Origin of the sequence: Leptospira kobayashii (assembly GCF_003114835.2) — a bacterium.
GTDB classification, from domain to species: domain Bacteria; phylum Spirochaetota; class Leptospiria; order Leptospirales; family Leptospiraceae; genus Leptospira_A; species Leptospira_A kobayashii.
Genome location: NZ_AP025028.1, coordinates 2,254,651 through 2,277,221, shown reverse-complemented (window position 1 = coordinate 2,277,221; position 22,571 = coordinate 2,254,651). Strand labels below are relative to the sequence as shown.

The 22,571-nt window shown below is 41.0% G+C and carries 26 protein-coding genes; 9 read left to right on the top strand and 17 right to left on the bottom strand.

Going from position 1 to position 22,571, the window contains the following annotated elements; genetic code table 11:
* Window positions 1-6: 6 nt before the first annotated feature.
* The 6 genes from DI077_RS10120 to gshAB are packed head-to-tail and all read left to right on the top strand — an operon-like array spanning window position 7 to window position 6,355.
* Window positions 7-1,251 (top strand): cysteine desulfurase, encoded by a 1,245-nt coding sequence (locus tag DI077_RS10120; RefSeq protein ID WP_109019500.1) that lies wholly within the window; start codon window positions 7-9, stop codon window positions 1,249-1,251.
* Entirely contained in the window at window positions 1,235-1,645 is a 411-nt protein-coding gene (locus DI077_RS10115; RefSeq protein ID WP_135354861.1) for an iron-sulfur cluster assembly scaffold protein, read from the top strand. The genes DI077_RS10120 and DI077_RS10115 overlap by 17 nt, the downstream gene beginning before the upstream one ends.
* Window positions 1,646-1,654: 9 nt before the next feature.
* Complete coding sequence (locus DI077_RS10110) at window positions 1,655-1,978, top strand: metal-sulfur cluster assembly factor (protein ID WP_109019502.1); 324 nt, start codon at window positions 1,655-1,657, stop codon at window positions 1,976-1,978.
* Window positions 1,979-1,986: 8 nt separating this feature from the next.
* The gene (ggt, locus tag DI077_RS10105; RefSeq protein WP_109019503.1) at window positions 1,987-3,747 is read left to right on the top strand and encodes a gamma-glutamyltransferase; all 1,761 of its coding nucleotides are present in this window, start codon (window positions 1,987-1,989) and stop codon (window positions 3,745-3,747) included.
* A gap of 2 nt (window positions 3,748-3,749) precedes the next feature.
* Window positions 3,750-5,351 carry a glutamate--cysteine ligase gene (gene gshA / locus DI077_RS10100; protein WP_109019504.1) on the top strand — a complete coding sequence of 534 codons (1,602 nt, stop codon included), beginning with the start codon at window positions 3,750-3,752 and terminating at the stop codon, window positions 5,349-5,351.
* A complete protein-coding gene (gene gshAB, locus DI077_RS10095; protein WP_423241789.1) occupies window positions 5,315-6,355 on the top strand; it encodes a bifunctional glutamate--cysteine ligase GshA/glutathione synthetase GshB in 1,041 nt (346 codons plus the stop codon). Before gshA ends, gshAB begins: the two co-directional genes overlap by 37 nt.
* Here gshAB and DI077_RS10090 read toward each other — a convergent pair.
* Genes DI077_RS10090 through DI077_RS10050 form a run of 9 tightly spaced genes read right to left on the bottom strand, consistent with a single transcriptional unit; the run spans window position 6,352 to window position 12,207 of the window.
* A complete protein-coding gene (locus tag DI077_RS10090; protein ID WP_109019506.1) occupies window positions 6,352-6,594 on the bottom strand; it encodes a glutathione S-transferase N-terminal domain-containing protein in 243 nt (80 codons plus the stop codon). The two genes, gshAB and DI077_RS10090, sit on opposite strands and share 4 nt — an antisense overlap.
* A 2-nt stretch (window positions 6,595-6,596) precedes the next feature.
* Window positions 6,597-6,905 (bottom strand): Grx4 family monothiol glutaredoxin, encoded by a 309-nt coding sequence (gene grxD, locus DI077_RS10085; RefSeq protein ID WP_109019507.1) that lies wholly within the window; start codon window positions 6,903-6,905, stop codon window positions 6,597-6,599.
* A gap of 1 nt (window position 6,906) precedes the next feature.
* Window positions 6,907-7,131 (bottom strand): BolA/IbaG family iron-sulfur metabolism protein, encoded by a 225-nt coding sequence (locus tag DI077_RS10080; protein ID WP_109019508.1) that lies wholly within the window; start codon window positions 7,129-7,131, stop codon window positions 6,907-6,909.
* Window positions 7,132-7,133: 2 nt separating this feature from the next.
* Complete coding sequence (locus tag DI077_RS10075) at window positions 7,134-7,805, bottom strand: glutathione S-transferase family protein (protein ID WP_109019509.1); 672 nt, start codon at window positions 7,803-7,805, stop codon at window positions 7,134-7,136.
* A gap of 20 nt (window positions 7,806-7,825) precedes the next feature.
* Window positions 7,826-8,098 (bottom strand): BolA family protein, encoded by a 273-nt coding sequence (locus DI077_RS10070; RefSeq protein WP_242935161.1) that lies wholly within the window; start codon window positions 8,096-8,098, stop codon window positions 7,826-7,828.
* Window positions 8,082-8,852, bottom strand: a complete 771-nt coding sequence (locus DI077_RS10065; RefSeq protein ID WP_109019510.1) for an ABC transporter permease — start codon at window positions 8,850-8,852, stop codon at window positions 8,082-8,084. Before DI077_RS10065 ends, DI077_RS10070 begins: the two co-directional genes overlap by 17 nt.
* Entirely contained in the window at window positions 8,852-9,784 is a 933-nt protein-coding gene (locus DI077_RS10060; protein WP_109019511.1) for an ABC transporter ATP-binding protein, read from the bottom strand. Before DI077_RS10060 ends, DI077_RS10065 begins: the two co-directional genes overlap by 1 nt.
* Before the next feature lie 6 nt (window positions 9,785-9,790).
* Window positions 9,791-10,822 (bottom strand): oxygen-dependent tRNA uridine(34) hydroxylase TrhO, encoded by a 1,032-nt coding sequence (gene trhO / locus DI077_RS10055; protein WP_109019512.1) that lies wholly within the window; start codon window positions 10,820-10,822, stop codon window positions 9,791-9,793.
* Window positions 10,822-12,207 carry a dihydrolipoyl dehydrogenase gene (locus DI077_RS10050; protein ID WP_109019513.1) on the bottom strand — a complete coding sequence of 462 codons (1,386 nt, stop codon included), beginning with the start codon at window positions 12,205-12,207 and terminating at the stop codon, window positions 10,822-10,824. The genes trhO and DI077_RS10050 overlap by 1 nt, the downstream gene beginning before the upstream one ends.
* Before the next feature lie 295 nt (window positions 12,208-12,502).
* Between DI077_RS10050 and DI077_RS10045 the strand changes: the two genes are divergently transcribed.
* On the top strand, window positions 12,503-13,651 hold the full coding sequence (locus DI077_RS10045) for a DUF819 family protein (protein WP_109019514.1): 1,149 nt from the start codon (window positions 12,503-12,505) through the stop codon (window positions 13,649-13,651).
* A 48-nt stretch (window positions 13,652-13,699) separates the two neighbouring features.
* Here DI077_RS10045 and DI077_RS10040 read toward each other — a convergent pair whose 3' ends face one another.
* From DI077_RS10040 to DI077_RS10030, 3 genes are read right to left on the bottom strand one after another with little or no spacing between them, the layout of a single operon-like run.
* Window positions 13,700-14,491 carry an SDR family NAD(P)-dependent oxidoreductase gene (locus DI077_RS10040; protein ID WP_109019515.1) on the bottom strand — a complete coding sequence of 264 codons (792 nt, stop codon included), beginning with the start codon at window positions 14,489-14,491 and terminating at the stop codon, window positions 13,700-13,702.
* A gap of 16 nt (window positions 14,492-14,507) precedes the next feature.
* Window positions 14,508-15,515 (bottom strand): zinc-binding alcohol dehydrogenase family protein, encoded by a 1,008-nt coding sequence (locus DI077_RS10035; RefSeq protein ID WP_109019516.1) that lies wholly within the window; start codon window positions 15,513-15,515, stop codon window positions 14,508-14,510.
* Entirely contained in the window at window positions 15,512-15,934 is a 423-nt protein-coding gene (locus tag DI077_RS10030) for a MauE/DoxX family redox-associated membrane protein (protein WP_109019517.1), read from the bottom strand. Before DI077_RS10030 ends, DI077_RS10035 begins: the two co-directional genes overlap by 4 nt.
* Window positions 15,935-16,041: 107 nt before the next feature.
* On the opposite strand from DI077_RS10030, the gene DI077_RS10025 reads away from it, so the two are divergent.
* Complete coding sequence (locus DI077_RS10025) at window positions 16,042-16,938, top strand: LysR family transcriptional regulator (protein WP_109019518.1); 897 nt, start codon at window positions 16,042-16,044, stop codon at window positions 16,936-16,938.
* Here the strand turns inward: DI077_RS10025 and DI077_RS10020 are convergent.
* The 4 genes from DI077_RS10020 to serA form a co-directional block, all read right to left on the bottom strand.
* Window positions 16,928-17,653: an endonuclease gene (locus DI077_RS10020; protein ID WP_242935160.1), complete on the bottom strand. Its 726-nt coding sequence runs from the start codon at window positions 17,651-17,653 to the stop codon at window positions 16,928-16,930. The genes DI077_RS10025 and DI077_RS10020 overlap by 11 nt on opposite strands.
* 71 nt (window positions 17,654-17,724) lie before the next feature.
* Window positions 17,725-18,117: an MAPEG family protein gene (locus DI077_RS10015; protein ID WP_109019520.1), complete on the bottom strand. Its 393-nt coding sequence runs from the start codon at window positions 18,115-18,117 to the stop codon at window positions 17,725-17,727.
* 255 nt (window positions 18,118-18,372) lie between these two features.
* Window positions 18,373-19,167 (bottom strand): hydroxyacylglutathione hydrolase, encoded by a 795-nt coding sequence (locus DI077_RS10010; RefSeq protein ID WP_109019521.1) that lies wholly within the window; start codon window positions 19,165-19,167, stop codon window positions 18,373-18,375.
* Between the two features lie 2 nt (window positions 19,168-19,169).
* Entirely contained in the window at window positions 19,170-20,399 is a 1,230-nt protein-coding gene (serA, locus tag DI077_RS10005) for a phosphoglycerate dehydrogenase (protein WP_109019594.1), read from the bottom strand.
* A 58-nt stretch (window positions 20,400-20,457) separates the two neighbouring features.
* Between serA and DI077_RS10000 the strand changes: the two genes are divergently transcribed.
* Entirely contained in the window at window positions 20,458-21,009 is a 552-nt protein-coding gene (locus tag DI077_RS10000; RefSeq protein ID WP_109019522.1) for a hypothetical protein, read from the top strand.
* A 66-nt stretch (window positions 21,010-21,075) separates the two neighbouring features.
* On the opposite strand, the gene lysS is transcribed toward DI077_RS10000, so the two are convergent.
* Complete coding sequence (lysS, locus tag DI077_RS09995; protein WP_174705623.1) at window positions 21,076-22,566, bottom strand: lysine--tRNA ligase; 1,491 nt, start codon at window positions 22,564-22,566, stop codon at window positions 21,076-21,078.
* Window positions 22,567-22,571 lie beyond the last annotated feature (5 nt).

The window sequence follows — 22,571 nt, the reverse complement described above, 5'->3', positions numbered from 1 at the left end:
AACAATATGAAATTAGATCCTTATCGAATCAAAGAAGATTTTCCCATCCTATCTACGTTGACTCCCAATGGGAAACCTCTTGTGTATTTGGACAATGGCGCATCTTCTCAAAAACCGAAGTCGGTGATCGACGGCACTTCCAAATACTACGAAGAAGAGAATGCAAACATCCACAGAGGGATCTATCATCTCTCCCAGCATGCCACCGAACTATTTGAAAAATCCAGAATCAAAGCATCTCATTTTTTCGGATCCCCTTGTGCCAAATCCATGATCTTCACACGTGGCGCGACTGAGTCCATCAATCTGGTCGCACAAGCCTGGGGAAGAGCCAATGTAAGCGAAGGGGATGAAATTGTACTCAGTGTACAGGAACATCATTCCAATCTGGTTCCATGGCAGATGCTTGCCCAAGAGAAAGGTGCAATTTTACGTTTTATTCCTATCAAAGAAGACACCACTTATGATCTTTCCAACTTGGATTCCATCATAAACCGTAGAACTAAGATCGTTGCAGTATCACATATGTCCAATGTGACCGGAACCATCCATGATGTGAAACCGATCATAACTAGGGCCCACCAAGTGGGTGCTAAAGTGCTTTTGGACGGAGCGCAAGCTGCATCCCATCTGAAGGTGAACTTAACTTCCTTGGATGTTGATTTTTACGCTTTCTCGGCTCATAAGATGATGGGGCCGACGGGAGTAGGAATGCTTTACGGAAGAGAAGAAATTCTGGAAGCTATGCCTCCCTGGCTCGGTGGAGGGGATATGATTGAAAACGTGGATTTGGAAATTTCCACTTATGCAAATCTTCCCGCCAAACTGGAAGCAGGCACACCCAATATCGCGGGTGTGATAGGATTCGCTTATGCATTGGATTATCTCACCAAATTGGGAATGGAAAATATCCATGAACATGAAATGGAAATCACGGAATATGCGCTTACCAAATTAAATCGGTTAGGTGGTATTACCATTTACGGAACGGATGATCTGGACAAAAGAGGAGGAGTGATTTCCTTCACTTTGGAAGGAGTACATCCTCATGACGTGGGTTCGATTTTGGATGAAGAAGGGATTGCCATTCGGGTGGGACATCATTGTTGCCAACCGCTTATGAAACTATGGAAAATTCCAGGAACTTGTAGGGCTTCCTTTTATGCTTATACAACTAAAGAAGATGTTGATTCTTTGGTTGCGAGTTTGGAGAAAGTGAAGTCCATATTTTCCCGTGTTGCCAAAAGATAGTCATATCGATCTTTTTCTCGGTTGGAAAGCATCCGGCAATTGGATTTTACCTGAAACATACGACTCCATTTTAAATGCAAAAAACTCCATGTGCGGAGATGAATGTGATCTCTACATCGAGAGAAAAGAGGATCTGATTCGAATTTTATCTCTCAGAGGAGAATCCTGCTCTATTTGCCAAGCATCTATGGGAATTTTATTTTCAAAACAAACTCTCTGGTCCAAGGATTTTTTTCTGAACCAACTGGAGATTAGAAAAAGCACACTTCAGGACCAAACACTCTCGGACAGGATTCCCGTTGACGAACGAAGGTTCTGGGAGTTAATATTTACTTATCCGAATAGACATCGTTGTGCTCTTTTGCCTTGGGTTGCCCTTGGCAAGGGTTTTTAGGAGGCCAAAATGATTACAATGCCGAACACTTCTTTGGAATGGGAAGTTTATAATAACATACGTGAAGTGGAAGATCCTGAAATCGGAATTACTCTGGTGGAACTAGGGCTTATCTATCAAATCACCGTAGAAGAAAAAAAAGCAATCATAGTAATGACTTATACTTCCATGGCATGCCCCGCGGGCCCTCAAATGAAACAGGAAATAGAAGATCAGGCATTACGAGTCGATGGGATTGATGAAGTCGTTGTGGAAGTAGTGTGGAATCCCAAATGGGACCCGAGAGAGATGGCAAGCGAAGAAGCAAAAATGCAGATGGGAATTTACGATTAGGGACTGTTATGCGGATACCGAGTAAAGTATTTCCGGCTCTTTTACTACTGTTTTCCTTTGGATTTTTTTTCTGTATCCCCGGAACCAAATTCGATATTACCAAACGAAACATTGAGCCGGTTTATATTCCTCAGATTGAAGGATCCGGAGACAAAAAAGACCGTTATGAAATCTCCGGGAATGAATTTATCATTTCAACCGACCATCCTCTCGCTTCCAAAGCGGGAATCGAGGCATGGAAGGCGGGTGGGAATGTAGTGGATGCATTTGTTTCCGCGAGTTTTGCCGTTTCCATTGTTCGTCCTCAATCCACTGGATTGTTAGGTGGAGGATTTGCCATTATCCATTTTCCGGGCAAAAAAATCAAAAAAGCATTCGATTTCAGGGAAAGATCTCCAAAGAACGGTAAGGCGGAACTTTACGTGGATAAAGACGGCAAACCGATTCAGGGGAAAACATTGAATGGGCCTTATGCGGCAGGAGTTCCGGGAATGATCCAAGGGCTTGTGCTTATTCAGAAAAAATATGGAAAACTTCCATTGGAAAAGGTGATTGAGTCTGCGCTTAGTTATGCGAGACAGGGTTTCCCCGTTTATTCCGATTTGGCAAAGACGGTTGAATTCAATTGGAAACATATGAACCCCGAAATGCGATCCATATTCGGAAAGGAAAACAGACCTCTTCGGGAAGGGGAAACCCTCGTCCAGGAAGATCTTGCAAAAGTATTGGAACGGATTCAAACCAACGGAGATTCGGAAATCCGCAAAGGTTTCACTGCGGAAAAGATAATAAGTTATTATTCCGAGTTTGAAAACTATATGGATGCGAATGATTTGGAAACCTATCAGGTTTTTGAAACGGATCCGATCTCAGGTTCGGCTTTCGGGAAAACTCTTTTAACAATGCCTCCACCTTCTTCCGGTGTTCATATGATTACCATATTACAAACTTGGAATGAATTGAATCAAAAAAAATCCCTGCCTACCGGAGAAGTGGGAAAAATAATTAATCTAACGGAAGCAATGCGAGTAGGTTATAGGGATAGGGCAAATTTCGGAGGAGACCCCCGTTTTACGAATGTGGATGTTTCCAAATTCATATCCCATGAATATGCAAAATCGGAAGCAAATGAAATTGAAAAAAAAATCGTTTCTGGTGCTTGGTCGAATGAATCGGGAGCTCTAAAATCGGAATCTTATAATACCACTCATATATCCGTTTTGGATAAAGAGGGAAATGCGGTTTCATCCACTCAGTCCGTCAATGGGAGTTTGGGCGCCAAAGTAGTAGTTCCCGGAACCGGACTCATTCTCAATAATACGATGGATGATTTTTCCGTCGCTCCGGGAGTTCCCAACCTCTACAAACTCATCGGTTCGGAAGCAAATAAGATAGCTCCAGGCAAAACACCTCTTTCCAGCATGTCACCTTCCATCTTGCTCGATGAAAACGGGAAAAGTGAAATCGTAATCGGTGCCCCCGGCGGTTCTCAAATTCCAACTACAATCATCAATACTTTGATACGTTACAAAAAAGACGGATACAGCCTGTACGAAAGTGCATCTTACCCGAGGCTTCATCACCAGTTCCAACCTGATATTTTATTTGTAGAACCTGAATTAAAATCCGTATTTCCGGAAGCGAATTTACCTTTTTACAAAGTCCAATATATTAGACATAGGGCAAAAGTTTTTGCCGTTGCCAGAGAAGGAGACAAACTCATTGGAGTATCCGATCCGCGGGGAGAAGGAATACCTCTTAGTTTTTAAAAATGGCCAAACCTAAATTACTTTCAAGATTTCATAAAAAGACTGCAAAAACTCTGCTGACCGCAGATCATATCGATTGTTTGCTTTCCGCAAAACATGGGTTAGAGAGAGAATCTCTTCGGGTGGATTCCAAAGGAAACATTTCCAGAAAAAATCATCCTACGGCTCTAGGGTCGGCTCTCGTCCATCCTCTGATCAAAACCGATTTTGCGGAACCACAGATTGAATACGCCACGGAAGCCCGCAAAACAATTCCTGACACCTTGCGAGAGTTGACCGAACTTCACGCATTTACACTTCGCAAACTGGAAAAGGAAACGCTTTGGCCTTTCAGTATGCCGAGTCCCTTGCCTAAAGATAATGAAATTCCTATCGGAGTTTACGGAACAAGTAAAGAAGGTAGAAAAAAGAATATCTACAGAAGAGGTCTTGGTTTTCGTTACGGCAGAAAAATGCAAACTATTTCCGGAGTGCATTACAATTTGTCATTTGACAAATGTTTGCTCGGAAAGCTTTCTGAAATCCGTTATAAAAAACCATTGGGTAAAGAAACCCAAAGCCAGATTTACTTTGATACGATTCGGAATTTCAACAGGCTTTCTCCCGCACTACTTTATCTTTTCGGGGCTTCCAGTCTGATAGACGAATCTTTTGTCAAACTGGGAAAAGAATTTAAAAAACTCGATAAAAAAACATATAACGCGCCTTTTGCTACGACTCTTCGTTTGTCTAATATCGGTTACACGAGTGATGTGCAGGCAAAACTTCCCATTTCGGTCAACTCCCTAAAAGATTATGCGACCGATATGTGTATCGCTGTATCCAAACCCTATCCCGGTTATAAAAAGTATTCGGTGAAACCGGAGAACCAATTGAATGATCATTATCTGCAGATAGAAAATGAATTTTATTCGTTGGTTCGCCCCAAACAAGTTCCCCATGGAGACGAAAGAGTTTTGGATGCGCTTATGGAACGGGGAGTCGAGTATTTGGAGATTAGGCTTTTGGATCTGGATCCTTTTTCTCCGATCGGTGTGGAAGAAAATAGACTCTATTTCATTCATATGTTGCTTTTGTATTGTTTGCTATCCGATTCCCCTCCCGCCGATAAAAAAGAGATTAAAATTTGGAGATCCAATCAGGAAAAAACTACTTGGTTGGGTAGAAAACCGAATACATCCATTCAATTTTTAGGTGAAACCTGGAATTTGCACGAGTTCATTTATCAGTTGTTAGCTGAACTGCAACCTCTTGCCGATCTATTGGACAAAAACGATACCGAGAACGGACCTTATTCCAAAGCTTGGGAAGTTCAATGGGAAAAATGGAATGATCCTTCTTTGCTTTCTTCCTCGGTCTCCGAGTTGGATCTGAAAATCAACAAAATGAGTTTTCATGAATTCGGATTAAAACTTTCCGCAAGCCATAGCCAGTTTTTAAGGGAATATCCTTTGACAAAAGAAAAAATGGAATACTTTGAAGCATTGGCTAAAGAATCTTTGGAAGAGCAGAAAGCAATGGAAAACCAGGAAGGTTCCCATTTGAAGAAAAATCAAAAACCGATCCAATTGAAACCGTTAAATATTTGTTCGGCGGGTATTTGATGAGTTCTTTCGAATTGCCTAAAGGTTACGAAGATCTAGAGATCTCCACTCAAATCATCATCCGCGATGCGATTCATCGAAAGATGGAGGTGGAAATCATCGACAGGGGTGAAAACTTTCTAAGACTAAAGCAAGGCAATCATGTTGAATTTATAAAAGAAGCAAGTAAAACCAGACTCGATAGTCTTATGAGCTATCTTGTAATGGAAAATAAAATCGCTTCGAAGTTGATTCTATCGGAAAAGAAAATCAGAGTTCCTATCGGGAAAAATTATTCGAATTTGCAATCCGCTCTCGGTGATTTTAAAATCTTCGAAGATAAAAAGAAAGTAATCAAACCTGTAACGACCAATTTCGGAATCGGAATCGGAATTTCTCCGATAGGAGATAGTTTTGAGAACTTTAAAATATTTGTGGAAAGAGCTTTGTCGTATTCTTCCTCCATCATCATAGAAGAGTTCATCGAAGGGCCCGAGTATCGTTTTTTAGTATTAGGCGATGAGGTGGTTGCTGTTTGCAACCGGGTGCCTGCGAATGTAACTGGGGATGGGAAATCTACTATTTCCGATCTGATTGCCCGAAAAAATGATGATCCTAGAAGAGGGGAAGGTCATAAAACGGCGTTGGAAAAAATTCAGATGAGTGAAATCGAAAAAGAAGTGTTACAAAGCCAAGGTTTCAATTTTGATTCGGTAATTCCATCCGGCCGGATCGCCTATTTACGAAAAAATTCAAATATTTCCACAGGTGGGGACTCCGTTGACTATACAGATACGGTGCATCCCGATTTTAAGAAGATTGCTTTGGATTCAGCGAGAGCGGCAGGTGCGACGATTTGCGGAGTAGATATTATTTCAAGTGAGATTGAGAAGAAGCCGGATCCAAACACATTTGCAGTTTTGGAAATCAACTTCAATCCTGTGCTTTACATTCATGAATTCCCCTATAAGGGAACACCGCGTTCAGTGGGATCGAAAATCCTCGACTTACTCGGGTTTAACTAGGAAAATTTTTTTTGTAAGTAGGCGATGATATCGCCCGACTCGTACATCTTTGTATCTCCGTCCACCAGAAATGGTACTTGAGAAATTCCACCTAAACTCACTACTTCATCACGTCCCTCCGTTCCTCGGGATGCTTCCACCAGAACGAAGTCTTTGTTTTCAACTAGCCCTAGATTTTTCATTGTCCTTATTACCATTTGGCAATAAGGACAAGTTGCATACTGATAGAGCCGAAACATGATTAACCGATTTTTTTGGAAAGTTCACCGGACTGCGCCATTTGCACAGTGATGTCGTGGCCACCAATGAACTCCCCGTTGATATAAAGTTGAGGAATGGTCGGCCAATTTGTAAATTCTTTGATCCCTTCTCTAACCTTCATATCGGAAAGTACGTTAAACGATCCAAAATCAACTTGCAGTTGTTTGAGCACAGTTACGATTCCCGCAGAAAAACCGCATTGTGGCGCATCCGGAGTTCCTTTCATAAACAAAAAAACCTTTTTGGATTTGATCAGGTCTTCGATTTTACTTTTTAATTCGCCATCCATATTATTCACTCCTAGTTTCCAAGCCAAGGGCATGGATCTCCTCTTTTAATTCATCTTTTAATGTTGCGTATACCATTCTATGTTGTTCGACCATGGACTTGCCATTGAATCCGGAATAGGTGACGAGAGCTTTGATATGTACTCCGTCTCTGTACGGATCCAAAATCTCCACCTTCGATCCCGGTAAACCGGTTTGGATTCTGGATTGGATTTCCTCTAGTGTCATGATTAGATTAAACTTCCTAAATAAGAATTATGATCTTTGATATATCGAATGTACTCTTCCGGGACTTCAGGTAAAACAGAATTCTTTACCGAATCTTTGGAAAGTAAAGTTTTTGACCAAAGAGCAAGCTTCGGGAAATTTTCAAAAAATTTCAAATTGGCCTTGGATTTTTCCAAAAAATCAAAACGCATAAATGCAGGTGCGAAAGAAGTATCGATCAATTGAAATGTTTTTCCACTGAAATAAAGGGAATCGGAAAATCCATTCGGTAAAATCGCTTCCAATTGGCTGAACTTTGCATTCAGATCGGAAAGTTTTTTATCGAACTCTTGTTTATCTTTGGTCATTGTGAGCAGATATTGATCCATATTGATGGCACTTGCAAATTCGATCCAAGCACGTTGTTTCGCTTTTTCAATCGGAACCGTAGGGTGTAAGGAAGGAGGATTCACTTCATCCAGATATTCATTGATCACTGCCGATTCAAAAAGAACATGTTCTCCCACTTGCAAAACGGGAACTCTTCCGAATGGAGAGATCTTTAAAAACCAGTCCGGTTTGTTAGCAAGGTCAATATATTTGATTTCATAATCTACTTTCTTTTCCAAAAGAGTAATGACCGATCTTTGAACAAAAGGGCAAAGTTTAAAACTGATAAGTGTAGGTTTTTCCATATATATCCATTAGACGGTTTTTAAGTCGGATAACTAGAGTCAATTTCCAAAGCATGCAGTCCCGTTTTCCATTCCTTTCCGAGAGCTTCGTAAATCGAACGGTGTTGTTCCACCAAAGTTTTATTTTTAAACTGATCCGAGCGAATGTAAATTTTGTAATGAGTTTCTCCGCTGGGGCTCGATCCTACATGGCCTGCATGAAGAAGGGAATTGTCGGTTACTTCAAGTGCAGCAGGCAAAAATGCCTCCTGCAAAATAAGTAGGATTCTTTCTTTTCTAACTTCGGATTCCATATCCTCTTTCCATAAGTTTGACATTAAAGATAAATAGAAAAGCGGAAATGATAAAAAGAAGACTGAGCGAAAAAATGATACTAACATCGCTTATTCCAAGGAATCCGTAACGGAAACTATTCACCATATAAAGAATCGGGTTTGCATAGGATACTACTTGCCAAAACTCAGGAAGTCTTTTCACGGAATAAAAAATCCCTCCTAGATAGGTGAGTGGAGTAAGCACAAACGTGGGAATGATTGTGACATCGTCAAAGCTCTTAGCAAAGAGTGAATTTAAAAAACCGCCCAAAGAAAATAAGATCGAGGTAAGTATTACGGTAACGATGATTACGAACAGATTGTAGATTCGTAAGTCTGTAAAAAACATAGAAGTAAGTGTTACTAAAAATCCGACGAACAGACCTCTTACCACACCACCCAAAGTGTAACCGAGTACGATCGTATAGGGAGAAGTGGGAGAGACCAAAAGTTCTTCTATGTATTTCATAAACTTACTGGAATAAAAGGAAGATACTACATTATTATAGGAGCTGGTGATCACACTCATCATAATGAGACCCGGAACTATAAATTCAATATAAGTGAATTCGCCGATATTGCCGATTTGTTTTCCTACCAGCTCTCCGAAGATCAGAAAATAAAGTGCCATTGTGATGACGGGAGGGATCAGAGTTTGAAGCCAAATTCTGGTGATTCGAATCCATTCCTTGCGGACAATCGTTTGTAAGGCGATCAGGTTTTGTTTTAACATTAGGAAATTTTCCTTCCTACCAAATTGATAAATAATTCTTCCAGACGATTCGCTTTATTGCGAAGACTTACGACTTGTAACTTTTGTTTGGTTAATTCGGAAAACAGATCGTTGATGGATTGTTTTTTGTTGATTTGAACTTCCATTGTCCTTTCATCGGGCCATGTAAACGTGAACTTTTTGGAAGCAGGTTTTGTTTTAGGGACAGATTTTAAATCGATTAGAAATGTTTCCGAATCCAATCTCTGCAATAGTTTTTTCATAGAAGTATTTTCTACAATTTTTCCCTGATCGATGATTGCTATGTTTCTGCAAAGAGATTCCGCTTCTTCCAAATAATGGGTAGTGAGTATGATTGTTTTTCCCTGAGAATTGAGTTCCGTTAGAAATTCCCACATGGAACGTCGGACTTCAATGTCCACTCCTGCGGTCGGTTCATCCAAAATCAGCAATTCCGGTTCGTGAACTAAAGCGCGTGCAATCATAAGTCTGCGCTTCATTCCTCCGGAAAGTTGGCCGGCGGGAGATTTCCTTTTTTCGTATAACGAAAGTTTTTCTAAGTAATAATCAGCTCTTTCTTTCGCTATCTTCAATGGAATTCCGTAATAACCAGCCTGGTTGATTATGATTTGGCTCACCGTTTCAAAGATTCCGAAATTGAATTCCTGAGGAACAATTCCCAGATATGTTTTTGCTTTTTCCTGGTCTTCGTCTATGTCAATTCCGAAGATTTTCACTTTCCCTTTCGATTTGGTGATGAGAGAACTTAGTATTCCTATTACCGTGGATTTGCCTGCGCCATTGGGACCGAGTAGTGCGAAAAAATCCCCTTTCTCCACTTTCAGATCGACTGAGTTCAATGCTTTTACACCTGTCTTGTAGGTTTTTTCCAAACCTTGGATGTCGATTGCATAGGTTTCGTTTGATTTCATATTTGTTTATTTGCCTACTAGTTTACGGGTTAGGTGGTGCGTGGGGTAAAGGTGGCTTCTGCCGGATTTGCGAAGTAATCTTTGTTCTTCCGTCGGGAGCCTGACTATGGATTTACATTCTTCAGAACAGCAATTCTCCATTTTTTCCTGGCAGCTTGTACATTGAACGAATAATACATGGCAGCCTAAATTGGCACAATTGGTATGTCGATCGGAAGGATTTCCGCATTGATAACAAACGGTTAGAATGTCTTCCGTGATTTTTTCTCCCAAGCGGTCGTCGAATACGAAATTTTTGCCTTTGAACTTGGACTTTAACCCTTGTTCTTCGATTTCTTTCGCGTAAGAAATAATTCCGCCTCTGAGTTGATGAACCTTTTCAAACCCTTTGTGTTTTAAATAGGCGCTCGCTTTTTCGCAGCGGATTCCTCCCGTGCAGTAAAGGAGGATCTTTTTATCTTTCTCTTCTTTTAAAATATCTTCTACCATCGGTAGTTCTTCCCTAAAGGTTCCAGCGTCCGGCAGAATTGCATTTTCAAAATGGCCTACTTCAGATTCATAATTGTTCCGCATATCCACGATGATGACACCGGGCTCATCCATTGCTTTATGAAATTCTAAAGGAGATAAATGGGTTCCCACATCGGATGCGTTAAATGTGGAGTCGTCCAAGCCGTCAGCTACGACTTTGTTTTTTACTTTAATGGCAAGTTTCAAAAAGGATTCTTTTTTATCTTCCACTGCATCATTGAAATAGATTCCTGATAATTGAGGAATGGAATTGACGAGTGTTCTTAAATGTTCGTATTCGTCTACGGGAATGGAAATTTGCGCGTTGATTCCTTCCTCTGCCAGATAGATTCTACCTAATGTTCCCAGATCGGACAAGGATTCATAGAGAAAATCTCTGAACTCCTTAGGGTTCTCAATCAGAACATATCTATAAAAAGAGAGAACTCTTCTTTCTCTGGGATCGGAAAGAACTTGTTTTAGTAATGTTTCTTTATCGTAGCGGTTGCAAAGATGTTTTTTAGTCATTAGTATCCCTTCTCTTTGATACGTTCTTCTTTTACTTTACGAAATGCGTTTCTTACAACTTCCGGAAGTGCCGGATGAATGTAGATCATTCTTAACATTTGATCCAAGTTGGCTTTTAAACTCATTGCCAAAATCAATTGGTGAATCATATCACTTGCTTCGTCTCCGATGATATGTGCCCCCAAAATGGTTTCCGTTTCTTTATCAACCAGAACTTTTACAAAACCCACTTCGGACATTCTAGCCATTCCCATTGCGGAGGAAGAATAACGGTTCACTCCTTTCCAATAGGGAATCTTTTTTGATATCAATTCTTCTTCCGTAAGACCTACGGTTGCAATCTGAGGGTGTGTAAATACAGCTCCCGGAACGGGAGGATATTCTATTTTCGTTTTTTTCTTATCTGCAATCAGAGTTTGAAACAGATGTTCTCCTTCAAAATTGGCAGTATGACGGAAGAAATATCTTCCGATTACATCACCAAACGCGTATACGTCGGTGGAACCGGTTTCAAGATATTCATTTACTTTGATATACCCTCGTGAATCCAATTCTATCGATGTACTTTCTATCCCCAAATCGTCGGTGTTGGGTCGAACTCCGGTAGCGATCAAAAGTTTTTCGAAAGATCGGGAGTAGGAATTTCCATACTTATCTTTTCCTGTCAGTGTAAACAGGCCTTTTTCAAAGCTGATTTTCTGCATTTGAAAATGATCATTGATAGGATAGGGGGGATGTTTTTTGAATTCTTCTCTAATTTCGGAATCTACGGAACTTAAAATTTCAGCTCTGGCAAAACCTTCGACTTCCGTTCCATACGCTTTGTATGCAGAGCCAAGTTCCAGTGCAATGTAACCCGCTCCGATCACTGCGAGAGACTTCGGTAAAGATTCCGAACGGAGCGCCTCTCTGGAGGTCCAATAAGGAGTTCCTTCTAACCCTTGTATATCGGGTATATTCGGTCTTGTTCCTACGGTGACAAATATATGTTTGGCTGTGAAAGTTTCTCCGTTTGCTTCTATGACTTTATCCGAAACAAAACGGGCATAATACGGATAATAGTCTATGTTCGGATTTTTTTCATAAGCAATCGGAATGGACCTGGAATCCGCATCCACAGTCTCTGACACCCGTTTGACGATGGTCGAAAAATCCGCTCTGGGTTTCGAGTCGAAATGGAGCGGAAATTTGGAACTATCCTCCGAGAAACGTATGATTTCCGTGGGATAGATCAGCATTTTGGAGGGAATGCAGCCACGGTTCAGGCAAGTCCCGCCGGGGGATTCTTTTTCGAAAGCAGCAACCTTTAGCCCTAGTTTGGAAGGAGGAGTGACCAATTTTGTCCCACCACCCGTTCCAATGACAATGATGTCGTATTCTTTCATGCCTTTGTTCCAGGATTCGAATACCGATGTTTTCTGTAAATGAAGCTAAAATCGATCTGGTGAAAAATCAATAGGGGGGAGTGTTTGGATTTCTGCATAGGAACAGAAATCGTTCCGAAGGAATCCATTTTTATGTAAATTTCGTCGTTTTGGTGGAAAAATATCTAATAAAACGGATTTTATCTGGTAAATTCAGATTATATTTCAAAAAATAGCAGAATTAAGATCTTTTCAGTTAGAATTTACGAGTGATTTCCGGAAATTCTAATTTTAGATTCTTTTCCCGAGGCAAAACATGGAAGTCGTTTTTAGTTCTATTAAAATTTTGATCATCTTGCTCGCGCTAGTCGGTTTCCCGAAAATTGCTTATTTACTTGCAAATCGTTATCGTTTTTTTAAAATACTCGGACCGGTAATCCTTTGTTATGCGGCTGGAATTTTGATCGGCAATATTTTTCCATCGGGTTTTTGGCCCGGAAAGATTCCTGAACTTGTAGCCGATCTTTCCATTCCACTCGCTATTCCTCTACTACTTGCCTCAACCGATTTTTTATATGGAATTAAAAATACGAAAACGGCGCTTATCTCTTTCGCACTTTCTTCGCTCGCTGTCGCCATTTCCACCTTACTGGTTGCCCGCTTTTTGGGTTACTTGCACCCTGAGTCCGATAAAATCGCAGGGATGCTGGCAGGATTGTACACCGGAGGCACTCCGAATCTAAATGCTCTGGGGCATGCCTTGGATACGAACAGATCCACAATCGTACTTGTAAACACAGTAGATGTGTTAGTTGGTGGAACCTATCTTGTTTTTTTACTCAGTTTTTCCAAAAGATTTTTTTCCCAGTTTCTGAAACCGGAGCCTGAGACGGAAGGCTCACATGCGACAACGCCTGAACCTTCCAAGGAAGAAAACAGTTTAAAAGGATCTGTTCAGAGATTTTTAATCGGATTTGTTTTGTCTGCCATCGGATTCGGTATTTCCGTAGGGGTATCCATTCTTCTTGTCGGGAAATTGCACGCCCCCATTATTTTACTTGGAATTACCAGTTGGGGGATAGGAATTTCTTTCGTGAAAAAAATCCGGTCGCTTCGAACGTTTCCGTTCGGCAGTTATTTGATCCTGATTTTTTCCGTTGCAGTGGGGGCACTTGCCGATTTTAGAAGTTTGGTGACTGACGCACCGGGTGTGATTTTATTTGTCGCAATTACAATGTTTGGTGCCATTCTGATTCATTTGCTTTTGGGAATCTTATTTAAGATACCTACGGATACTTGGATAATTACTTCTGTTTCCAGTATTTACGGCCCTGCGTTCGTTCCTCCGGTGACCCAAGCGATTGAAGGAAAGGAAGGAATTTTACTTTCCGGAATCCTTACGGGCCTTATCGGATATGGTGTGGGGAACTACTTAGGTCTTGCGATCCACGCCGTCTTACAATAAACAAAGAGGATTTTGTTTATTGTAAGTTTTTCAAATTTGCTATTTGGGCTAAATCGACTTAATGACTCCTCCGTCGACCCGAACGGCTGATCCGTTGATCATAGATGCCTTTTCACTAGCAATAAAAACTGCAACATCCGCAACCTCTTCCGGTTTTGCAAATCTTTGATTGATGGAAGAAGGGCGGTTTTCTTTGATAAAATCATTTGCCATGTCTTTGTCCGACTTACCTGAGCTTACCGCCAAACTATGAATAAATTCTTCCACTCCTTCGGAAAGTGTCGGCCCGGGAAGGATTGAATTTACTGTCACATTGGTTCCTTTGCAAAGTTCAGCACTTCCTCTTGCTATGGAAAGTTGAGCTGTTTTGCTCATTCCATAATGCACCATTTCTACCGGAATGTTGATCGCAGATTCGCTGGAGACAAAAATCACTCTTCCCCAATTTCTTTTTATCATTCCTTTCAGATAAATTTGGGTCAGTCTAGCTCCGCTAAGCACATTGGTTTCATACATTTGTGACCAATCCTCTCTTGTGATTTCAAAGAAAGATTTCGGTTCGAAGTAACCTGCATTATTGATGAGTACATCCACTTCACCGATCGTTTTATGTAATTTGGAAATACCTTCCTCGGTCGATACATTTCCCACGGCTTCCAGAAATGTTCCGTTTGAAACGGATTGTTTTAATTCTTTGATCGCTTTGTCCACGGCTTCTTTCGTTCTACCGTTGATGTAAACGATACTTCCTTCTTTGGCGAACCCTTCTGCGATCTTGAATCCGATTCCCTTTGTTGAACCCGTAATCAAAATTTTTTTGTCTTTTAAACCTAAATCCATTTTCCTTACTCCTTTTTTATTTCAGTCCGCCTAAAACGATCTTACCTATTACATTACCTTCTAACAAAAGTTTGTGTGCTTTTTCCAGATTCTCTTCCGTCATATCTCCCAAATCGATTGTTTGAGTGGATTTGATTTTACCTTTGTCGACCAAAGACCCGACTTCCGTCAGTAACTTTTGTTGTTCCATTCTGTCCGCTGTTTGAAATAAAGATCGGGTAAACATAAACTCATTGAGAAAACCCGCGCTTTTTTGTTTGAGAAGGTTCAAATCCAAAGGTTGTTTTGTCTCAACAATGGAACAAATATTTCCGAAGGGGAGTATTGCCTTTGCCATATTGGAATAATGCATATCCGTATCATTGAAGCAAAGAATCTCGTGAGCTCCCTCTATGCCTTTTTCCTTCAACTGTTCCGAAAAATCTTTTTTATAATCTATAATTGTATCTGCACCGAGAGATTTGACCCAATCAGCGGACTCTTTTCTACCCGCAGTAACGATGACTTTTGCCCTTGTCATTTGTTTTAAAATTTGAATCGCGATGGATCCGACACCACCCGCACCGCCGACGATTAGAACGTTTTTTTCCAAGGTTCTATCCAATTTCAATTTATGAAAGATCGCTTCATAAGATGTAATCGTTGTTAATGGAAGTGCGGCGGCTTCTTTGTAGGAAAGTGTTTTCGGTTTTTCCGAAACTAAAAACTCATCCACAATATGAAACTTCGAATTTCCACCGGGACGTTGGATTGCGCCCGCATAATATACTTCCATTCCTTTGTGTAAGGTTTTGACCTGCGAACCCAATTCAACTACGGTTCCGCTTACATCCCAACCCAGGACTTTAGGACCGGGGTTGGTAGCGGATAAGGAAGATTTTACTTTATAATCCACCGGATTGACCGAGATGGCTTTTACCTCGACTCGCACATCATGTTCACCGAGAACTTCTTCCCGGTTGTTTATTTTTTGAAATATCGTTTTGTTTTGAAGCGGATCGAATACGGCTGCGATGGAATTCATTTATTTCCTCCGAAAAGATTGTCCAAGGAAAATATCTGATGGGAAAGATTGGTTAATAATAGAAAATAACAAATCATATAAATCATTTGTATTCCTACGATCTCCCATTTTTCCAGAAGGCACATTCCGAAAATCAAACTGCACATAAGTAAACTTGCAATCGTTAAACTCCACTTGATTTGAAATCCCAGCAGTAAAGTAACACCTAATGCAAGTTCCAAGGGAGGGATCAGGTAACCCATAGGTTTTACGATTACTCCGGGTAAAATACTCGAAGCGAACAAATTGTTAATCCAAATTTGAAAACTTTCGTATTTGCTCCCCACCCGGACGAGTCCATGTGCCAGAAGATTTGCCCCTATGGCAAGTCTCATCAAGAGACTTGCGATTTGTAATCCGTTGATTTCTTGTATGTTCATATTTTACCCTATGAGCAATGGGTTCAATTTTGTAAATTTAAAATATACTATCATGTGTTTAGTTGACATATTGTATATTAATAGTATACAATATAAAATGAAACCTTATGAAAATCAGAGATATAGAAGACCTATTTGCTTTTTCTTATGTTTTTGAAGAGAGAAGCTTTACCAAGGCAGCGGAAAGATTAGGCGTAACTAAAGCGGCTGTAGCCAAACGAATTGCCTCTTTGGAATTGGAATGGAAAACCCAGCTTTTCCGAAGAAGCACTCGGATCGTAATGCCGACGGACGAAGGAAATTCCATTTACAGAAACGTGCAAACCGTATTGGATTCTGTGAAGGATTTGGAAGCAAGTTTCGCCGGATCGGAAGAGATGGAAGGAAATCTTCGGATTACTTGCGCGGCTGCTCTTGCAAACCGTTTTGTTGCGGAAACTCTGGGACGTTTCCAGGATCTTTATCCGAAAATTACGATTCAATTGATTGTTACGGACAGTCTTTTGGATTTGGTGGAAGAGAATATAGACATTGCGATCCGGATTGGAAAAAATCCCGCTGCATCTTTGAGTGCGAAAAGACTATTCACAAATGAGATTGCAATCGCGGCAGCTCCTTCCTATTTGCGAACTCATCCGAAGCCGGAAAGACCGGAAGATTTATTTCAACATAATCTCTTGTTTCTGGATATGCATGAGGAAGTTTCTTTTTTAAGCACAAAACTTTCCTTAAGTGAGTTAAAAAACAATCGTCGATTTGTTTGCAATGATGCGGCAAGTCTTATCAAACAAGGACTTTCAGGTAAGGCTCTCCTGATTCGTTCTATTTGGGATTTTCAAGAATACATCCATCGGGGTGAGCTTGTACAAATTTTAGCGAATCATCCTTTGGAAAATTTCGGTGATGTTTGGCTGTTAACACCTATAAGTCGGGTACCTTCCCGAAAGGTAAAAGGGTTGGTTCAGTTTTTTGAAGAAGAAACGAAAAAAATCTTCAATCAATAAACGGATTTCTTCTGCCTTGCGACTTTTCAATCAAATCGTTTTTTCGGATTTCAAAAGTACTGGGCGGATCGAGTCTATTCCATTTTTCGTATAGCATTCGTTTATCGGATGGAATGGGGATATTCCATTGTTTTTCCATATAAAAAAAGATTCGGGCTATATCCCCTCGAATTTCCTCTCGTGGTTCCGCTATTTGATTTTTGAAATCCACTTCAAAATCACAAGTTCCGTATTCTCTTTTTTCTCCTTCTATTTCTCCAAAAAAATAATGAGCACGATCATTATTGATTTCCCCCGGAACAGGGACAAGGTTATGAAGATCGGCTTCGATCAATTTGAATTCAGAGTCTGTTTTTTCGCAGCATTTGCGCCCTCTGATCTTTCTGCCGTCGAATTCACAATCTTTTCTCGTCCAACATTCTCTATCTTTTCCGAAGGAATAAGCTGGGACGATGTGTTCCCATTCGATGAGTAATGCACGGGGACTTGCCGTTCTTGCACTCAATCCGCAGGAACTATCAATTCTGAATCGACCGGTCAATTCTTCATCATCGTCAAATCTGCAGCCGCAATAAAAATCGACCCCGACTTTTCTATAGATTCGTTTCAGAACTTTTTTGGCAGTCGGATAGTCGCTGATTTCGGTTTTCGTCTTTTGGTTGTTTCTCTCTTTCTTTTCGAAAGAAGAAGATTCCTTTTGATCTTCCGCATTCAATCGACAGGAAAAAGAAAATATAAGGGAAAAAAGGAATAAATATACGGATGCGGATTTGATGGTTTTGTCCTCTAAGAATAAAAGGGAAGAAGGTAAAGGGATACGGATAAAATAAGTCCGAAGGTCCAGACTATAGATCGGAACCGGGCCAGATCTGTCAGATAAAAGACCGAGTATGCGATCCTTGCCAGAACGAATGCAACGGAGATGTAAGTCATTAAGGATTGGTTTGCATGATTGATGCTGGAAACGAAAACTCCTATCGCAAATATAGGGAACGCTTCGATAGAATTCTGATGGGCAGCTAAGGCTCGTTTACCGATTCCTGTTAGGCGGGCTTGTTGGTCTCTCGGGTAATGATTGTCGGCCCCACCTTCTTCTTTTGCCATGGCCAAACTGACTGGGATCTTATTTATATAGATAAGCAAAAGAGAAAATAGAATACATACATACGGAATGGTCATAATGCCCCTTGGATTTTTAGTGTATATTTTAAAAATAAAAAGCGAAAGTCAAGTAAAGAAAGATTTGCGAGGGGAGGGGGAGATGGGATTTATTTTTCCCCGCCCGATTTGGGTGGGGAACTAGACCCGCCACCCAATGCATCCTCTTTATCACACCACCTTTCTCTTGTAAAACGAAGTTACGGATTTTCGAAATTTTATTTCGAAAGGTTCGCCTTTTTGCCCTTTGGGGTTTTGGAGTCGACCGATCTCAGCCTACCAAGAGTCTCTGAGTTTGCGCAGTTTGATAAAAAGTTCCTCTTCGGAAAGAGTTTCGGCCGGAGAGAGTTTCGCTGAATTAAGAATAGAGTTTTCCTTCAACCGGAAGAATGGATTGATTTTTCTTTCCATTCCGAAATCGGAAATTAAAAATTCGACATCTTTTCTCTTTGTTTGCATCATGGAACGAACTTTCGTTATGTTATTGTTTTTCGGTTCTATGGATTCGGAAAAACCCAAGTTGTTCTCCCAGTAATCATGTCCGGGATAAAGTAGTACTTCATCGGGGATGGAATAAAATCTATTTTTAACAGTATGATACATTCGGGAAGGATTTCCACCTCTTGTGCAATTTCCCACACCTGCATTGAAAATCATATCTCCGCTGAATACGGAATGGATGCGTGTTCGGGATTGTATTGCAAAACAAAAATGGCAATCGGTATGTCCCGGTGTTTCCCAAGCAACGAGTGAGTCCCCTTCGTTTTCAAAATAAACTCCCGATTCTTTCAGTGTTTCGTCCATGCCCGGAATTTTGCCTCGGGCATCGGGATGGCCGAAGACGTTTGCCTTTGTTTCTTCCTTGAGTTCCAGGTTCCCATGAACATGATCGGGATGTTCATGCGTATTCAGAATGGATTTGAGTTTCAGTCCGTGTTTTTTTAAAGCGGTGATGATTTGTTTTGCATCGTAGGGATCAATGCAAACCGCTTCTCCGTTACGATCCGAATAAATCAGATACGAAAAATTCCGTAAAGGAGAAGCGGAATATAGCTGTAGAACAGACAGCATATCTAATCCAAATAGAGAATCCTTGTTCGTATGGAATGTTGGTGCGCTTTGATTTTGTTTTTCAATTCATCTCCCAAATTCCGATCTATCTCCATGGATAAATAACCTATGTTAGTGGAAGTGCTGAGGTGTTGACTCAGGATATTTCCTCCCATTTCCGAAATGATGGAGTTGATGTCCCTTAGGAAACCCGGTTGGTTTTTATGAATGTTCAGAATTCGATGAAATCCCGGTTTTAAATTTCCAAGTTCGATATTGGGAAAATTTACCGAGAAAGTGGTGGAACCGTTATTGATGAATTTAAGCAACTTTTGAGCCACTTCCGTCCCTATATTTTTTTGCGCTTCTTCCGTAGAGCCTCCTACGTGAGGAGTTAAGATCACATTATTCAAACCTTGCAAAGGACTTTTGAAAGGATCATCATTGGATTTAGGTTCTTCCGGATATACGTCGATTCCCGCGCCTGCGATCCTTCCTGATTTTAAACCTTCCGCCAATGCTTCGATATTGACTACTTTTCCCCGGGAAAGGTTGAGTAGGTAAGAGTTCGGTTTGATATGAGCCAGGTGTGCTTTGTTGAAAAGATTTTCCGTTTCTTCCGTTTCCGGCACATGAAAGGTGATGAAATCGGATTGTTGCAATAATTCTTCGTAGGTTGCTACGGGGCTTGCGTTTCCTAATGGAAGTTTGGCGATAACATCGAAGAAAATCACTTTCATACCCATGGATTCCGCTAGTACGGAAACTTGGGATCCTATATGGCCGTAACCTACGATACCTAAAGTTTTTCCTCTGACTTCAAAACAACCTTTTGCGATTTTATTCCATTTTCCCAAATGAACGTCTCTCGATTGATCGGTAGCCTTTCGTGCAAGCATGATAATTTCGGCTATCACTAGTTCTGCGACGGATCTTGTGTTGCTATAAGGTGCATTGAATACAGGCACTGCTATTTTTTCAGCACCTTCCAAATCGACCTGGTTTGTTCCGATGCAGAAACAACCGATGCTGAGAAGGCGGCGTGCATTCGCCAAAACTTTAGGTGTAACGTTAGTTTTGCTGCGAATTCCGAGAATGTGGATCTCGCCGATACGTTTCGCCAAATCGTCTTCGTCCAAAGCGTCTTTTTCCAATGTAACATCGAACCCGTCTTTTTTAAAGAGTTCGTAGGCATCTTTATGAATATTTTCGAGTAAAAGGACTTTTATTTTTCCCTTGGGATAAGATATCATATAAGAACAGGATTTTTTTCTTTGCGAAACCTTGCATCTCGAAAAACCTGAAAATGATATGGAAAGAAATGACAAGAAAGTCCGGTTCCTCGTTTTAATCATTGGTTTAGTCGCATTCAGTCTCGCCGGCTGCTCCGGGTCCAGGTCCTTTGTAATCCAACACGAACCCAGTTTGGAACAGATCACTGCGGAATCCGAAGAAATCTGCATCGGTAGCAGACTCTATTTTTTTTCCGGCAGACCTTGTATTAAATTGAAAGGCGAAAAGGACAATAATTCGGGAGTCACTCAGTATTACCTTCGTTATGAAATCGGTAGTTTCGACGTGGATCTGGCTTTGGGAACTTCTTTGAAAATCGGCGATACTTGGTTCAATTTGAAAAAATCCTCAACGGATTATTCCAATACGATCGTCGTGAGCTCACTTCTGGAACCTGAAGTTTTGAATGCAATTACTGCGGGAAAATCGTTTGTTGTAAGTTATACGAATCGTGCAAAAACGGAAAATTACACTTTGACCGGCTCACAAGGAACTTATTTGAAAGAAGGACTCATTCGATTGCAAAGACTTTTGGAATCGGAACAAAAAATGGTAATTCAGAAAAAATAATTCTCCAATTGCAAATCCGTCCTGTCCGAATTTGCTTCGGACAGGAACGGACTTTCATTCCGGCTTTTACTCAGGTCTCATCAAAGGAAATAAAATCGTATCCCGAATGGAATGAGAGTCTGTGAGTAACATCACCAAACGATCGATTCCGATTCCCAAACCTCCCGTAGGTGGCAGACCGAACTCCAAAGCACGAATATAATCTTCGTCCATCATAAATGCCTCATCGTCTCCGGCTTCTCTTTGTTTTACCTGTTCTTCGAATCTTTCCCGTTGGTCGAAAGGATCGTTTAACTCAGTAAAGGCATTTCCGATTTCCCTGCCTGCCACATAAGGCTCGAATCGTTCCACATAACGCGGATCGTCTTCCCTGGATTTGGCGAGAGGGGATAGTTCTTTCGGAAAATCAGTGATGAAGATCGGTTGAATCAAATTCGGTTCCACAAGCGCACTGAAAACTTCGTCGCATACTTTCCAAATGGATACCGAGTCGTCCGCATCCACTTTTACCGCTTTCGCTTTTTCCTTTGCTTCGGCAAGGCTTGTTACTTTGCTGAAATCAATTCCCGAATATTCATTTATGATATCCACATAACGCACCCGTTTCCATGGGGGGGTGATATCGATCATCTCTTTGCCATAAGCGAATTTCAAACCTTTGCCGATGGACTCCGCAACGGATACGATCATGTTTTCCGTGAGTTTCAGCATCGATTCCATATCACCGAACGCCATATAGGCTTCCATCATTGTGAATTCAGGATTGTGTTTTGTGGAAATCCCTTCATTTCTGAAGTTTCTATTGAGCTCGAATACACGGTCGAGTCCTCCCACGATCAATCGTTTGAGATACAATTCGGGTGCGATTCTGAGAAACAAATCCATATCCAAAGTATTGTGATGAGTGACAAACGGTTTTGCCGCCGCACCTCCCGCAATCGATTGCATCATGGGAGTTTCTACTTCTAAAAATCCTTCGTTGGTTAAAAACTTTCTAATTTCGGATACGATTCTGGAACGCATCTTGAATGTTTCTCTGACGGAATCATTTACTACAAGATCCACATAGCGCATTCTGTAACGTTGTTCCACATCCGAGAAAGCATCATAGATCACTCCGTCTTTTTCCTTTACAACGGGAAGAGGGCGTATACATTTTGCAAGCAATTGAACAGACGTTAGATGAAGTGTTGTTTCCCCTTTCTGGGTTTGAAAGAGCCAACCTTCCACTCCGATCCAGTCTCCCAGATCCAGGGATTTGAAAAGGGAATAATTCTCTTCACCCAAATCGTCTCTTGTCGCGTAGAGTTGAATGGTTCCTTCTTTATCTTTCAGATGTGCGAAAGATGCTTTTCCCATCACACGTTTTGCGTGCAATCTCCCACCTAATTTGAAACTTTTTTTCTCGGAACCTTCCGGCTCCGGCTGAAAGGAATTTACGAGCGAGCTTGAATGAGAATCGGGAAAAAAGCGCAACGGATAGGGATTGATTCCCTTTGCCTTCCAATCTTTGATTTTTTGAATGCGTTGCCCGACTAGCTCGTTTGTGTCTTTTATATCAT